14 protein-coding genes are annotated in these 13,222 nt (G+C 70.5%); 6 read left to right on the top strand and 8 right to left on the bottom strand.

Annotated features, from left to right (window positions below; translation table 11 throughout):
• Positions 1–127: 127 nt before the first annotated feature.
• On the top strand, positions 128–847 hold the full coding sequence (locus DEJ05_RS15385) for a glycoside hydrolase family 16 protein (RefSeq protein WP_258376170.1): 720 nt from the start codon (positions 128–130) through the stop codon (positions 845–847).
• 101 nt (positions 848–948) lie between these two features.
• Here DEJ05_RS15385 and DEJ05_RS15380 read toward each other — a convergent pair whose 3' ends face one another.
• The 3 genes from DEJ05_RS15380 to DEJ05_RS15370 all read right to left on the bottom strand — a co-directional run bounded on the left by DEJ05_RS15380 (position 949) and on the right by DEJ05_RS15370 (position 3,003).
• Positions 949–1,755, bottom strand: coding sequence for an isocitrate lyase/phosphoenolpyruvate mutase family protein (locus DEJ05_RS15380; RefSeq protein ID WP_111029957.1), 807 nt, complete (start codon positions 1,753–1,755; stop codon positions 949–951).
• Positions 1,756–1,819: 64 nt separating this feature from the next.
• A complete protein-coding gene (locus DEJ05_RS15375; RefSeq protein ID WP_111110941.1) occupies positions 1,820–2,629 on the bottom strand; it encodes a hypothetical protein in 810 nt (269 codons plus the stop codon).
• Positions 2,630–2,640: 11 nt separating this feature from the next.
• On the bottom strand, positions 2,641–3,003 hold the full coding sequence (locus DEJ05_RS15370; protein WP_111110939.1) for a hypothetical protein: 363 nt from the start codon (positions 3,001–3,003) through the stop codon (positions 2,641–2,643).
• A gap of 195 nt (positions 3,004–3,198) precedes the next feature.
• Here DEJ05_RS15370 and DEJ05_RS15365 point away from each other — a divergent pair, with 195 nt between their 5' ends.
• Both DEJ05_RS15365 and DEJ05_RS15360 read left to right on the top strand, forming a co-directional pair.
• Positions 3,199–4,740 (top strand): MFS transporter, encoded by a 1,542-nt coding sequence (locus DEJ05_RS15365; protein WP_309146952.1) that lies wholly within the window; start codon positions 3,199–3,201, stop codon positions 4,738–4,740.
• Entirely contained in the window at positions 4,733–5,713 is a 981-nt protein-coding gene (locus tag DEJ05_RS15360; protein ID WP_111110937.1) for an alpha/beta hydrolase, read from the top strand. The genes DEJ05_RS15365 and DEJ05_RS15360 overlap by 8 nt, the downstream gene beginning before the upstream one ends.
• 65 nt (positions 5,714–5,778) lie before the next feature.
• Here the strand turns inward: DEJ05_RS15360 and DEJ05_RS15355 are convergent, their stop codons facing one another.
• From DEJ05_RS15355 to DEJ05_RS15335, 5 genes are all read right to left on the bottom strand, one after another.
• A complete protein-coding gene (locus DEJ05_RS15355; protein ID WP_146245120.1) occupies positions 5,779–6,408 on the bottom strand; it encodes a hypothetical protein in 630 nt (209 codons plus the stop codon).
• A gap of 279 nt (positions 6,409–6,687) precedes the next feature.
• Positions 6,688–7,497, bottom strand: a complete 810-nt coding sequence (locus tag DEJ05_RS18175; protein WP_181440745.1) for a hypothetical protein — start codon at positions 7,495–7,497, stop codon at positions 6,688–6,690.
• Between the two features lie 76 nt (positions 7,498–7,573).
• A complete protein-coding gene (locus tag DEJ05_RS15345; protein WP_111110933.1) occupies positions 7,574–8,008 on the bottom strand; it encodes a hypothetical protein in 435 nt (144 codons plus the stop codon).
• 180 nt (positions 8,009–8,188) lie between these two features.
• The gene (locus tag DEJ05_RS15340; protein ID WP_111110931.1) at positions 8,189–9,283 is read right to left on the bottom strand and encodes an SGNH/GDSL hydrolase family protein; all 1,095 of its coding nucleotides are present in this window, start codon (positions 9,281–9,283) and stop codon (positions 8,189–8,191) included.
• 163 nt (positions 9,284–9,446) lie between these two features.
• Entirely contained in the window at positions 9,447–10,079 is a 633-nt protein-coding gene (locus DEJ05_RS15335; protein ID WP_111032823.1) for a TetR/AcrR family transcriptional regulator, read from the bottom strand.
• A gap of 104 nt (positions 10,080–10,183) precedes the next feature.
• On the opposite strand from DEJ05_RS15335, the gene DEJ05_RS15330 reads away from it, so the two are divergent.
• From DEJ05_RS15330 to DEJ05_RS15320, 3 genes are all read left to right on the top strand, one after another.
• The gene (locus DEJ05_RS15330) at positions 10,184–11,311 is read left to right on the top strand and encodes an FAD-dependent monooxygenase (protein ID WP_111110929.1); all 1,128 of its coding nucleotides are present in this window, start codon (positions 10,184–10,186) and stop codon (positions 11,309–11,311) included.
• A 71-nt stretch (positions 11,312–11,382) separates the two neighbouring features.
• The gene (locus tag DEJ05_RS15325; protein WP_111110927.1) at positions 11,383–11,955 is read left to right on the top strand and encodes a transcriptional regulator; all 573 of its coding nucleotides are present in this window, start codon (positions 11,383–11,385) and stop codon (positions 11,953–11,955) included.
• The gene (locus DEJ05_RS15320; RefSeq protein WP_111029948.1) at positions 11,940–13,190 is read left to right on the top strand and encodes an MFS transporter; all 1,251 of its coding nucleotides are present in this window, start codon (positions 11,940–11,942) and stop codon (positions 13,188–13,190) included. The genes DEJ05_RS15325 and DEJ05_RS15320 overlap by 16 nt, the downstream gene beginning before the upstream one ends.
• The last annotated feature ends 32 nt before the right edge of the window (positions 13,191–13,222 follow it).

Genomic DNA, 13,222 nt, shown 5'->3' with positions numbered 1-13,222 from the left:
CCGCAACGACCGCGTGATGCACCCCCTGGTGCAGTGGCAACGCCTGACCGACGACGAGCAGACGACGTAGTGGGCCCCGGACACGGAGCCCGAGCAGGACTCCGCGCCGATCGAGGACTCCGCCCCCGTGGCCGAGCCCGCGCCCGACGCAGAGGCCGAGCCCGAGTCCGAGGTCGCGCCGGAAGCGGCACCCGAGGCGGAGGCCTCCCCCGCGGACCTGTCCGCGATCGCACCGGACGCCCCGTTCGTCGAGGACTTCACCACGAACGCCGTCACCGGCCTCGTCCAGTCGCTGTACCCGCAGTCGTGGCAGCCCTACCCCGACGGCACCTCGGGTATCTACGCGCCGAGCAAGACCGTGTCGGTGCACGACGGCGTGATGGACGTCGCCCTCGGCACCGGTGCCGGAGCAGCCGGCACCTTCGGCTCCTCCGCCGGCGCCTGGGACCACGTCGGTGGTTCGTTCTCGGTCCGCGCGAAGGCGACCGGCGGCGACGGCAACGGCGCGGCCTTCATGCTGTGGCCGACGTCGAACGTGTGGGCCGACGGCGAGATCGACTTCCCCGAGGGCAACTTCGAGGACAGCCCCTCGGTGTTCCACCACTCGATGACCCCGGGCAAGGAAGCCGAGCGCGTCCAGCTCGGCACCGGCGTCTCGTGGCGCGACTGGCACACCTACAAGGTCGACTGGGTCCCCGGTGAGTCCGTGACCTACAGCGTCGACGGCAAGGTCCTCGGCACGATCACGCACGACGTGCCGACGACCCCGCACCGCTTCATGTTCCAGGTCGGCAACTGGGGCGAGCAGGGCAACCTGCTCATCGACTGGGTCTCGACGACCGAGTAGCGTCCGCAGGTCCGCACCACGGACGGACGGGAGGCCCGGTGCCAGCTGGCACCGGGCCTCCCGTCCGTCCGTGTGGTCGCGTTCAGGGCGTCGCGCGCCGCTCAGAAGAGCGCGTTCAGGTCCGCGTAGTCCACGCCGCCCGCCAGCGAGTCGTAGGTGCCGGTGGTCCGCAGCTCGGCCGTGGCCTGCCGAACGACGGCGTACGCGGCCTGCGCGACGGCGGAACCGAGACTGATGCGGGCCACCCCGAGCCGGGCGAGTTCCGCCACGGTCGGCGACCCCGGACCGGCCATCACGTTCACCGGGCCGTCGATCGACTCCACCAGCGCACGGATGGTCTCGACGTCTCGGACTCCGGGGACGAACACGCCGTCAGCGCCGGCTCCGCGGTAGCGACGAGCTCGCTCGAGCGTCTCGGCCAGGAGCCGTTCGGGATCGACGAGACCGGCGAGGTGGACGTCGGTCCGTGCATTGACGAACAGGGGCACCCCGGCTCGTTCCGCCGCGCGCCGGGCCGCCCCGATCCGGTCGGCGAGCGCATCCGGATGCAACCTGCCGTCCTCGATGTTGATCCCGACGGCGCCCGCTTCGAGCACCGCGTCCACCGTGCGCGCCACGCCGTCCGCGTCGTCGGCGTACCCGGACTCGATGTCGACGGTGATCGGCACCGACACCGAAGCCGCGATCCGCGCGACCGCGTCCATCGCTTCCGCACGGGTCAGGGTGTTCCCGTCCGGTCGCCCGAGGGACCAGGCGACGCCCGCACTGGTCGTGGCGATCGCGGTCGCGCCGGCGTCCTCGACGAGTCGGGCGCTCGCGGCGTCCCAGACGTTGACGAGGACGAGTGGCCGGGATCGGTGGTCGTGGAGGCCGTGGAAGGTCGCGGCTCTGGTCGAAGTGGTGTTCACCCTTCGATCCCATCGGTCCGAGCGCGGACGAGCTGGCGGGTTCCGGACGACGCGGTGGGGCCGCTCAGCCCTCGGTCCGGGAAGACCTGCGTGGGTTCAGCAGGTCTCCGTCCCACGACAGGTCGTCACGCTCGCGGACCTCGAACGCCTCGAACCGGTCGTCGTCGAGCACGCCGTCGACGAGCGTGCGCGATCCGGCGACGATCGTCGAGTCCCAGTCCTCCTCGGCGGCGACGACCCACGCGTGGTCCTCCGGCCAGATGAACGTCGTGGGCGGCGCCACCTGGTCGTGCCTGCCGAAGCTCTCCCAACCCGGGACCGCCCGCTGTGCCCACGACGGATCGGCGAGCTCGTCCAGGGTCGCGCCGAAGAGCCAGGTGTCCCGCTCAGGCCAGGCCATCAGTCCCCACGCACGTCGGATCCGGTGCCGGCGTTCAGCGGACGGCGGCCCGCCCGTCCCCTCCCACGCTCCGACGACCAGGTCTCCGGGGGTCGACGTCGCGCTCCGTAGGTGCGTGGTGAGGACGGCGAGGTCCTGCGGGTCGAACCACCCGTCGTCCGACTGGTCCACGCGCCAGCCGTCGGCCCACGACGTCGTCTGCTCGTCGTCGGTCAGGCGTTGCCACTGCACCAGGGGGTGCATCACGCGGTCGTTGCGGCGGGCGACCTCCGCCCACCGCCAGCGGGTGTGTTCGACGTCCGGGTGGTCGCCCCACTCGTCCGTGGTGTCGAGGTCCGCCCGGTGCGCGCCGACCGGGTGCAACAGGCGTGCGTACGCCTCAAACCCGGTGCCCGCGACACCACCGACGCTCGCCCAACGCCCGGCACGCGCGACGAGCCAGTCGCCCCGCGATGCCTCGCTCAGCAGGCGCATCGTGCTGCTGCTCAGAGCTTCTCGTCGACGAGCGCGATGAAGCGGCTGCCGATGCCCTCGACCTCACGCCGCGTCAGGCCGACGGTGGGCTCGGGCGCCTGGTACGGGGCGTGGTAGTCGCACATCAGGTAGTCCCACTCGGGCCACCACTTCTTCGGGCGCGCCTCTTCGTCGAAGCCGCAGACCACGCACTCCAGGCGCGTCCAGACCTTCTTCGTGCCGGTGCGGTTGGCCCGGGACTGCACGAGCCAGGCGGGCGGGTCATGCTCGATCGCGTCGAGCTCCGCTTCGCTCAGGCGCGACGGGATGCCGTGGCGGGTCGCCATCTCGAGGGGGATGTCGAGCCGGACGGCGGCTTCGCGGCGGGAGAGCATCCGTCCAGGGTAGGTCCTGCCACTTCCCACCTCGAACTGCGACGGCAGCAACCGGGACGTCGACCGCGGACTTTCCTCGAGTGGGCAGTCCGTGTATGGTCTCGATCACTGAGGTAAAAGGCGCCGCGATCTGCGACGCACCAGCACGCGGCATCGAACGAGTCGCCACTTCTTCCCTCGAAGGAGTGCGCCATCGTGTCCCCCAGTCCCGCTCTCACCACCGGGCACGCGCCCGGCGGTGACTCGTCGCCTCGTCTGCGCGACGCCTGGATCGCCCTCGCTGGGCTGTCCGCGGTGTTCCTGTTCGAGATGCTCGACAACTCCGTGCTCAACGTCGCCCTGCCGACGATCGGTCGCGACCTGGGCTCGTCGACGACGGGCCTGCAGTGGGTCTCGGGTGCCTACTCGGTCGCCTTCGGAGGGCTGATGCTGCTCTTCGGCGCCGTCGCCGACCACATCGGACGCCGCCGGGTCATGCTCGCCGGGCTCGTCCTGCTGGCCCTGGCGAGCCTCGCCACGGCGCTGGTCACGTCGACCGAGCAACTGATCGCCGTGCGCGTCGCGATGGGCGTCGCCGCGGCGATGACGACGCCCGGGTCGATGGCGCTCGCGTTCCGGCTCTTCGACGACGAAGGGCTCCGAGTGCGGGCGCTCACCGTCATCTCGACGGCCGGGCTTGTGGGACTGGCCATCGGGCCGACCGTCGGCGGGTTCGTGCTCGCCGTCGCCCCGTGGCAGGTGCTGCTGCTGGCCGACGTGCCCATCGCGGTCCTCGCACTCGTCGGAATCCGGCTCGGTGTCGCCCGCGACGAGGCGGCGGGGCTCCGTCGCGATCCGGTCGACGTGGTCGGAGGGCTGCTCGGCACCGGGACCACGGCTGGAGCGCTCGTGGCGCCGACGATCCTGCTCGAGTCCGGAGCCGCTGGCTGGTGGGGGTGGGCCGTCCTCGCGCTCGCCGTCACCTGCGCGGTGGGGTTCGTCGCCCGCGAGCGGACCGCGCGGCACCCGCTGATCGACCTGCACCTGCTCGCCCGGCCACTCGTCTCGAGCGGCCTCGCGTTCAAGGCCGCGTCGGGTCTGGCCGTCGCGGGGCTGTCGTACCTCGTGACCCTGCAGCTGCAGTTCGCCTGGGGCTGGCCGCCGGCCCTCGCCGCCGTCGGGACGCTGCCGCAGGTGGTCGTACTGCTCGTCGGCGGCCGCTTCGTCGGGCCGTTCGTGCAGCGGGTCGGCCTGGGCCGCGCCGCCTGGATGAGCGCCGTCTCGGTCGTCTCCGGTCTCGCGGTCTTCGGCGCCCTGAGCCGGTACGGGTACCCGTGGGTGCTCGTCGCGCTCGTGCTCGTCGCGGCCGGCATGCGGGTCGTCGGCGTCGTCGCCGGCGCGTCGGTCCTCACGGGGCTGCCCGCCGACCGCACCTCCGTCGGAGCGGCGCTCGTCGACACCTCGAGCGAGCTCGCGGGTGGTGCCGGCGTCGCGGCGGCGGGGACCATCGTCGCCGCCTTCGTCGCCGGGAGCATCACCACGACCACCTGGACTGCCGCCCGGATCGAGAGCTTCCAGGAGGCCCTCACCGTCGCCGGGCTCGGCCTCGCCGCGGTCGCAGCACTGCTCGTCGTGGTCGGCATGCTCCGAGCCCGGCCCGCCGTCGAACCAGAGGACGAGGCCCCGTCCGACCCTGCCGACACCACCCCTGCACACACCGACCCGATCACCATCACCGAGGAGACCTCCCGTGTCTGACTCCATCGCCCTCCCCCGCCCGCCGTTCGATCCCGAGTTCGTGCCCTTCCTCACCGCCATGGATGCGCGCGGCCGTTTCCACCTCACGGCGCAGATGCTGCCGCAGATGCGACAGCTGGACATGACCGAGGCGCAGCTCGACGAAGGACTGCATGCTCGCGGCCTCGAGCGCAGCAGCATCACGATCCCGGGGTACCGCGGTGACCCGATCGACCTCGCTGTGATCCAACGCACCGGCCGCACCGGCACGGCTGCCCTGGCCTACGCGATCCACGGCGGCGGCATGATGTTCGGCCACCACCTCGGCAACCTCGACTCCTACGACGAGTGGCTGCTGGTGCACGACGTGGTCCTGGTCAGCCCGGACTACCGCCTGGCTCCGGAACACCCGGACCCGTACCCGGTCGAGGACTGCTACGCCGGTCTCGTCTGGGCAGCCGAGCACGCCGACGAACTCGGCATCGACCCGGAGCGCATCGTCCTCGTCGGGCAGAGCGCCGGTGCCGGTCTCGCCGCCGGCACCGCCCTCCTCGCCCGCGACCGACGGGGGCCCTCCGTCATCGGCCAGGTGCTCGTGAGCCCCATGCTCGACGACCGCGACGCGACACTGTCGGCTCGGCAGTTCGACGGTGTCGGGGTCGCCGACCGGGAAATGACACGGTTCGGCTGGGACGCCTACCTCGGTGACCGGCGGGGCGGCGAGGACGTCTCCGTCTACGCTGCACCCGGCCGCGCGACGGACCTCGCCGGGCTCCCGCCTGCGTACATCGACTGCGGCAGCACCGAGGTGTTCCGCGACGAGACCGTCGCCTACGCCAGCTCGCTGTGGGCGGCAGGAGTCCAGGCGGAACTGCACGTGTGGCCGGGAGCGTTCCACGGATCGACGAGCATGATGCCCGACGCGACGCTGTCGAAGCGGGCCGTGCGGGCCCTGCGCGAATTCACCGGGCGTCTCCTCAGCCCGGCGGTTTGACGGCAGTCCCGGCACGAGCGCATCGCGGCGCTCGTGCCGGGACCGGCTCCTGTTCGCAGCATCAGCTAGATCCGGTCCAGAGACACCACCGTGACGACGATCGGCCACGCCTCACCGTCGAGCTGCACGGACCGCAGCCCGCGCGGCAGGGCTTGTCGGTCTTCGGACTCAACGACGACTCCCTGCAGCCCGATGAGGTGCCCGGAACCCCTGCTGTAGTGCACGCGATCACCGACGACGGGCATGATGATGGTGTCCGCCGCCAGCTCCTCTGCAGCGAGTTCCACGGTGAGAGGCCAAGACTCCGTGAGCACCTCGGCGAGCTGTGCCTCGAACACGCCGCGTTCGTCGAGCTCCGCGTCGCCCGCCTCGGGATCCACGATCCTCGCGACTGGCAGGATCCGCTGGCCGATCGTGCGCGCGACTCCGCATCCGATCGCGACACCCAGGCCGGCGAGGGACAGCCCCGTGCTCGCCATCTCGAACCGCAACGTGACTGGATCAGCAACGACCTGACGGAGTCCGCCCTTCGAGCCGCCGCCGGTGTGCGCTCGCACGGCAGTCGCCTGCACCGCGCCGTGGATTCGTGGCGCGACCGGAGCTGCTCTCGTCCGCCGGAGATCACCGCCGAACTGCTCTCCGAGATGCTTCGTGAACGCGAGGGCGCCAGGCCGTCGCTCGTCGCAGTTGTCCATCGGGTCGCCTTCGGGTCGGCTTCTCGCAGCCTCGGGTCAGGCTGTTCCCGGACCGTACTGCCGGACCATCCGCCCACACGACGGTTCCTCACCGATTTTGCGGTAACCAGCAACGCCGATTCGGAGTTCGCGCCGGCACAGCCCCGAAGCGCGAGTAGATGACTCCCAGCGGGAATCGTGCTTCTACCTCGTCGCTGAACTTCGACGCTTCGGACTCAGTCGCGAAGACACCGAGCACCGTGTTGTGTGGTGACTCGTCACCACCGGGGTCTGGTCGCCTCAGAGCTCTGACGTCGGCTGTTGGCGGGGGTTGAGGAGATCGCCGTCCCAGCTCAGGTCGTCGTCTTCGTGCACCTCGAAGGCCTCGAAGTGATCGTCCGCGAGGATGCTGTCGACGAGTGCGCGTGAGCCGGCGACGATCGTCGAGTCCCAGTCTTCCTCGGAAGCGACGACCCAGGTGTGATCCCCGGGCCAGATCAGCGACGTGTAGGGCCCTTCCTGCTGGGGGCGACTGCATCCCCATCCGGGGACGGAGCGCTGCGCCCACGATGGGTCAGCAAGCTCGCGCAGGCTCGAGCTGAACAACGACATGTCTCGACCGGGCCACGGCATCTGCATGCGAGCCCGCGCGCGCGTGTTCCGGCCTCCTTCGGCCCATGGCGGGTTGCCGGTGCCTTCCCATGCTCCGATGATCAGGTCGTCCGGGTTCCGCGTCGCGGCCCGAAGGTGCGTGGTCAGGACCGCGAGGTCCTCCGGGTTGAACCACCCATCGTCGGACTGACCGACACTCCACCCATCCGACCAGTCCCTCGTGTGCTCGTCATCGCTGATGCGGAACCACTGCACCAGGGGATGCATCACCCGGCCGTTACGGCGCGCAACCTCAGCCCACCGCCAACGCGTGTGCTCAACATCGACGGGATTGCCCCACTCGTCGACCGTGTTCGGGTCAGTACGGTGCGCATCCACCGGGTGCAGCAGCCGCGCGTACGCCTCGAAGCCCGTGCCAGCGACACCGCCGACGGTCGCCCATCGACCGGCTCGCTTCACGAGCCAATCGCCTCGCAGGGCTTCGGTCAGCAGGAGCACCGCATCAGCATCCCACGGCGAACGCCTTCACTCAGGAGAAGCAGTCTCCGAAGACCATCCGCAACCGGAACCGCCCCTACTCCCCCACGTCCGAGCATCTCGGCAACGCCGCGATGTCCGTGCACCCGTACTCGCTCCACCCGCCCTGGCCGTAGGTGTCGTACGCCGCAGTCGACGCCACCGTGGCCCCTGCACCACCCATCCGGACGAAGGACGGGGTCGGATCACCCTCGGTCGTCCACCGGACCCACTGGAGCGAGGCCACCTCGCCCGCTTCGCTCGCGTCCCGCAGACACCGCAGGCTCTCGGCGGGGAGCGCACCGTCGGCCTCGAGCTCCACGTCACCGCAGTCGGTACCGCTCGGGTTGCTGACCCACTCGGGCGCATCGGCGAGTGTGCGGGCGGACGCGATGGGGTCAGCTGGCTGCTCGCTGCACGCCGACAGGAGCGGCAGCGCGACCAGCGCGACCAGCGCGAGTCCGGCGGCGGCGAGGACCAGTGGCTTCTGCACAGGACGAGCATGGCTCAACGAGACGCCCTGCCGGGTCACGGTCCGACAACATGTCGAGCGCTGGCGACCTGACGCCCGGTGGTCCACACGAGACGGACGGGAGGCCCGCTGCCAGCTGGCAACGGGCCTCCCGTCCGTCTCGCGGTCGCGTCGACGACGCGACCCGCAGGCACTGGTGCGTCAGCGCGATCCGACGATCGCGGCCTTGGCCTGGTCACGCAGGTACGCGATGCCGGCGGCGTTCGGGTGGAGTGCGCCGAAGAGGATGCTGTACTTCGTCCCGGCCAGCGGCGTGCTGTTCGCAGCGGTGCCGCGGTCGGTCAGGGTGAGTCCCGCCATCCACGCGGAACCCGACGCGGCACAGGGGGTGTGCGCGGCAGAGCCCTGGAGCGTCGAGACGTAGGTGAACCCACGAGCCTTCGCCGCAGCCTTGACCGCTGCGTCGAGCGCGTTCTGGGTGCGGTGGAAGTAGGCGGTGTCGGTCGCGGTGAAGGGGAACGCGTTCTGCGGGAACGGCGGCTCGAGACCGGAGTCACCGAGGAGGCTCGAGAAACATCCCTTCGGGGCCTGCGCCGCACCCGGCGCGATCATCGGGTAGCCGACGACGAACACCTTCGCCTGCGGAGCACGTTGCGCGATCACGCGGAACGTCGACGCGAGCCGCGGTGCCACGACGGTGCGGATGCGCGATGCGAGACGATCCCGCGTGACGCCGTGCACGACCGGTGCGTAGTAGTCCTTGCAGTGGTCGTAGGTCTTCCCGTGGATCTCCGAGAACACCGGGCCGGCCTTGTCCAGCGCGACGCAGTTCGCGATGACGCCGGAGAACCCCAGGTCGTTCCCGCCGATCGACACCGTGACGACGTCCGTGTCCTTGGAGAGCGCGTCGGCCTGGACGGGCGCGGTGGCACTTCCGGCTCCGGTCTTCTGCGCGACCCGGGAGATGTTGCCGGTGGTGGCACCGGCGCAGGCACGGTCGTCGAGCTGGAGTCCCAGGGATGCTGCGACCTGGTGCGGGTAGTCGGTGGTGGACTGGAAGCAGCCGGCCGCCGGACCCGAGCCGTAGGGAGCGACGCCGAAGCCGCCCGCGTACGAGTCGCCGAGGGCCACGTAGTTGTCACCGCTGGCGGCGGCCACGGACTGGGTGGGTGCCGCGCCGTCGGCATTGGCCGCGGAGACGGGCCCGGCTGCCCCGACAGCGAGCGCTGCCGCCGTGAGGACGCCGCCGGTGATCAGCAGCGCGTTGGTGCGGCGGAGGCGAGGAGCGTGACGCATGGAGCAGGTTCCTTCCAGAGGGCCTATTCGACAGACGATCGTCTGACAAGTAGACGGTAAGTCGGTGGAACGTCCCGCGCCATGAGAGGGCCACAAGGTGCATGGGATGCGCTCCGCGCACCCGTCCTGTCCTGTCGCGTCCTGTCCTGTCCCTCGACGTGGATCAGGCCGACGTGCACCAGGTGGACAGGTGGTCCAGCGCCGCTCCGGCCGTGGTCACCAAGCGCTTGCGGGTCGATTCCCGGTCGGCGTCCGCGAGCACCGCGTCGCCGATGGCCTCGGTGGTCTGCTGCACGACGGCCACGAGCGCGGCAGCCTGAGCACGCCGGGTCATCGAGTCGAAACCCGTGTCCGCCAGTTCTGCTGCCACCGCGGACGTGACTTCGTCGTAGAACTCCAGCGCCCGGCGCCGGAGCACCGCGCTGAGCCGGCACTGCGCTGGGAACTCCCCTCGCGCCAAGGCCGGATCCTCTGCGACGTACCGATCGACATCCTCGAGGACGATGGTGCGCATCGCTTCCGCGGGCGACTGCTGCGCACCTCGGTCCGCAACCGCAGCTCGGATCTTCTCGAGCACCTCGTCGGCTCGGTCGAACACCAGATCGGGTTTGGTCGGGAAGTAGTTGTAGACGGTCTGATCCGAGACGCCTGCAGCTCGGGCCACGTCTGACATCGACACCTCGTCGTACCCGTGCTCAGCGAACAGCCGTGCAGCAACGTCACCCAGGCGCTCGCGGGTCTCCCGTTTCTTGCGCTCTCGCAGCCCCGACGGAACACCCTCGCTCGACTCCACCATCCCCCGAGTCTGACACGAAACGTTGAGTGACCCAAAGTTCTGGTACGTTGGCCGAACTTAGAGTCACTACAAGTTCGGTGGATACCGAGGAACGAGGACGATCGATGACAACGCAGAAGCAGGAACAGGTACTCATCGCAGGAGCGAGTTTCGCTGGGCTCACGACCGCGCTGTGGATGCGTCGGCTCGGGTACGACGTCTCGATCGTCGAGGTCGCTTCCGGGTTGAAGCGAGGCGGCACCCCGGTCGACGTCCGCGACGACACCATCGCGATCGTGGATCGGATGGGCCTGCTCGAGCAGATCTCGGCGAAGGCGCTCGCGCCGCGGGTGACGCAGTTCACGACGCCGGAGGGAGACCGCATCGCGCGGATGGATCCCGTGCCTCCCTCGGCCGGATCGACGGGCGACGGCTACGAGATCCACCGCGACGACCTGCTCGACATCCTCGCCGCCGCGACCGAGGGCGAAGTGGAGATGCTGTGGAACAACTCGGTCACGTCCCTGCACGAGACCGACGAAGAGCGCGTGCACGTCACCTTCCGCGACGGAACCGAACGGGACTTCTCCATGGTGTTCGGCTGCGACGGCAACCACTCCACAGTTCGTCGACTGCACTTCGGGCAGGAAGCGCTGTACAGCCACTTCCTGCGGACGTACTTCTCCGTCGCCACCCTCGACGACCTCGTCATCGAACCGCAGACGACCCAGATCACCAACGCACCGGGCGTCACGATGCTGGTCAACTCGTACGACACCACCACCGACCTCGTCCTCGGCTTCCGCTCCGAGCAGGAGATCCCCTTCGACCACCACGACGAAGCGGCACAGAAGCGCACCCTCCGCGAGCACATGCTCCGGGCCGGTTCGCCGTTCTCGGACCACGTCGACGAGGCCATCGGCGCCGAGACCTTCTACTTCGACAAGCTCAGCCAGATCAAGATGCCGACGTGGACGTCCGGCCGCGTCGCACTCGTCGGCGACGCCGGTTACTGCCCTTCCCCGGCCGCCGGGATGGGCGGCTCGCTCGCCATCATCGGCGCCACTGCACTCCACGACGCTCTTCGGGACGCGGACGGCGACGTCGAGCAGGCATTCGCGGACTACGAGCGCGCGCTCCGGCCGGTCGTCGACGCGGTACAGCACGACGCCGAGCACATCGGTGTCAGCAGCTACTTCCCCGCGACCGCAGACCAGATCGATGCGCGCAACAGGATGCTGCTCGACCGCTGAGTACGGACGCCCCGCGGTTGCGCCTGTTCGAAACAATTCCACAAGACTTCTTGTGCGTATAGGGTCGCACCATGACCCAAGGACGGATCGACGACCCCGCCCAGATGCGCGCCCTCGCTCACCCGACACGCCTGCGCATCCTCGGCCTGTTGCGTGCGAACGGCCCGCAAACCGCCGCGACGATCGGCGAGGTGATCGACGAAGCGCCCGGCACGATCAGCTACCACTGCACCCGACTCGCCGCCGCGGGCTTCATCGAACCCGCTCCCGACGCGGGCACGGACCGACGTGAGCGCTGGTGGCGAGCCGCGCACGACGCCTCCGTGTGGGAGCTCGCCGATGCGCTCGACGACCCGGAGCGGTTGCTCGCCACCAACACCCTCGACCACGCGGTCGCCCGCGTGTACGCCGCGAACTACGAGGCGTTCGTCGACCTCGCGCCGACGTTCGGACGCGAGTGGGTGTCGGCGTCCTCGAGCTCGGACCGCGTGCTCCGCCTGACGGCAGCCGAGCTCCAGGACATGGGCGGGGAACTCCGCGGCGTCGTGGACCGCTGGGCTGGTGTCGCTGCCGAGCACCACGCCGGCGACGGCTCCGAGCAGGTCTTCGTGCTGAACCAGGCATACCGATGGCCTCGCGGCTGAGCCCCCGGGCGCAACTGCGCGCACTGCTCGCGGTGCAGGTGGTGTCGCGCATCGGGAACGTCATCACCACCATCACCGTGCCGTTCGCCGTCCTCGCGCGTGGCGGCTCCGCCACCGACGTCGGCATCGCCGCGTTCATGGCGACGGTGCCGATCGTGCTCGGCGGCCCGTTCGGCGGTGCCATCGTGGAGCGGGTCGGCTTCGTCCGCTCGAGTGTCGCGTCCGACGTCGTCAGCGGGCTCACCCTGCTCGCGATGCCGGTGCTCGCCTGGACCGTCGGTCTGCCGTTCTGGGCGCTCCTCGCGCTCGTGTTCGTCAGCGGGCTGTTCGACACCCCGGGTGAGTCCGCCCGACGGGTGCTCCTGCCGGGGCTCGCGACCGCGGCAGGCGTGCCGCTCGAACGTGCCGTCGGCCACTTCGAGGCGTCGTCACGGCTGTCGGTGCTGATCGGTGCGCCCCTCGGCGGGACCCTGGTCGCCGTCCTCGGTCCGATGCCGGGTCTCGCCTGCGTGGCGATCGCCTTCGGGGCAGCCGCGATGCTCATGGCGCTGACGGTCCGCGGTGCGGTGGCGCCGGTCGCGTCCGGCGAGCCCGTGGAGTCGCAGGGGTACTGGCGCGACATCGCCGACGGGTTCCGGTTCTGCGTCCGCGATCCCCTGTTCCGGCTCGTGGTCGCGCTGGTGCTCGTGACGAACCTGCTCGACGCCGCACGCTCGACCACGCTCCTGCCGCTCTACGCCGACCAGCAGCTCGGCGGCGCGCAGGCGCTCGGGCTCGTCACCGGTGTCTTCGGGGGTGCGGCGTTCCTCGGCTCCGTCGCCTTCGGGTACGTGGCGCACCGCGTGCCACGGCGGTTGGTCTTCGCCCTGTGCTTCGTGCTCGCCGGCGGGCCGTCCCTGGTGGTCCCGGCGCTCGGGCTCGGCCTGCCGTGGATGCTCGCCTCGGCTGCGCTGTCCGGGCTGGCGGCCGGGTCGATCAACCCGATCCTCGGAGCCGTCGAGCTCGAGCGGATCCCGGAGCACATGCGCGCGCGGGTGTTCGGCCTGCTCGGTGCCGGCGCGTGGGCGGGCATCCCCGTCGGCGGCCTGCTCGCCGGGCTCGCTGCCGACGGTGTGGGGGTCGAGGCCACCTTCGCCGTCGTCGCGGTCGTGTACACGGTCGTGACGCTCACGCCGCTGCTCGGCGGATCATGGCGGCTGATGGAACGCCGCTCGGTCACGGTGTCGGCGGCTTGACGTCCGGTGGTCCGCCCGAACCGCCGCCTAGG

This window comes from Curtobacterium sp. MCLR17_045 (assembly GCF_003234405.1).
GTDB classification, from domain to species: Bacteria; Actinomycetota; Actinomycetes; order Actinomycetales; family Microbacteriaceae; genus Curtobacterium; species Curtobacterium flaccumfaciens.
This window is presented reverse-complemented; position numbering and strand designations above follow the sequence as displayed.

Coding starts and splice junctions, on each gene's coding strand:
- DEJ05_RS15335 (WP_111032823.1), bottom strand. CDS start 10,079: ATGGTGGAGTCGAGCGAGGGTGTTCCGTCGGGGCTGCGAGAGCGCAAG.
- DEJ05_RS15330 (WP_111110929.1), top strand. CDS start 10,184: ATGACAACGCAGAAGCAGGAACAGGTACTCATCGCAGGAGCGAGTTTC.
- DEJ05_RS15320 (WP_111029948.1), top strand. CDS start 11,940: ATGGCCTCGCGGCTGAGCCCCCGGGCGCAACTGCGCGCACTGCTCGCG.
- DEJ05_RS15370 (WP_111110939.1), bottom strand. CDS start 3,003: ATGCTCTCCCGCCGCGAAGCCGCCGTCCGGCTCGACATCCCCCTCGAG.
- DEJ05_RS15375 (WP_111110941.1), bottom strand. CDS start 2,629: ATGCGCCTGCTGAGCGAGGCATCGCGGGGCGACTGGCTCGTCGCGCGT.
- DEJ05_RS15325 (WP_111110927.1), top strand. CDS start 11,383: ATGACCCAAGGACGGATCGACGACCCCGCCCAGATGCGCGCCCTCGCT.
- DEJ05_RS15355 (WP_146245120.1), bottom strand. CDS start 6,408: ATGGACAACTGCGACGAGCGACGGCCTGGCGCCCTCGCGTTCACGAAG.
- DEJ05_RS15340 (WP_111110931.1), bottom strand. CDS start 9,283: ATGCGTCACGCTCCTCGCCTCCGCCGCACCAACGCGCTGCTGATCACC.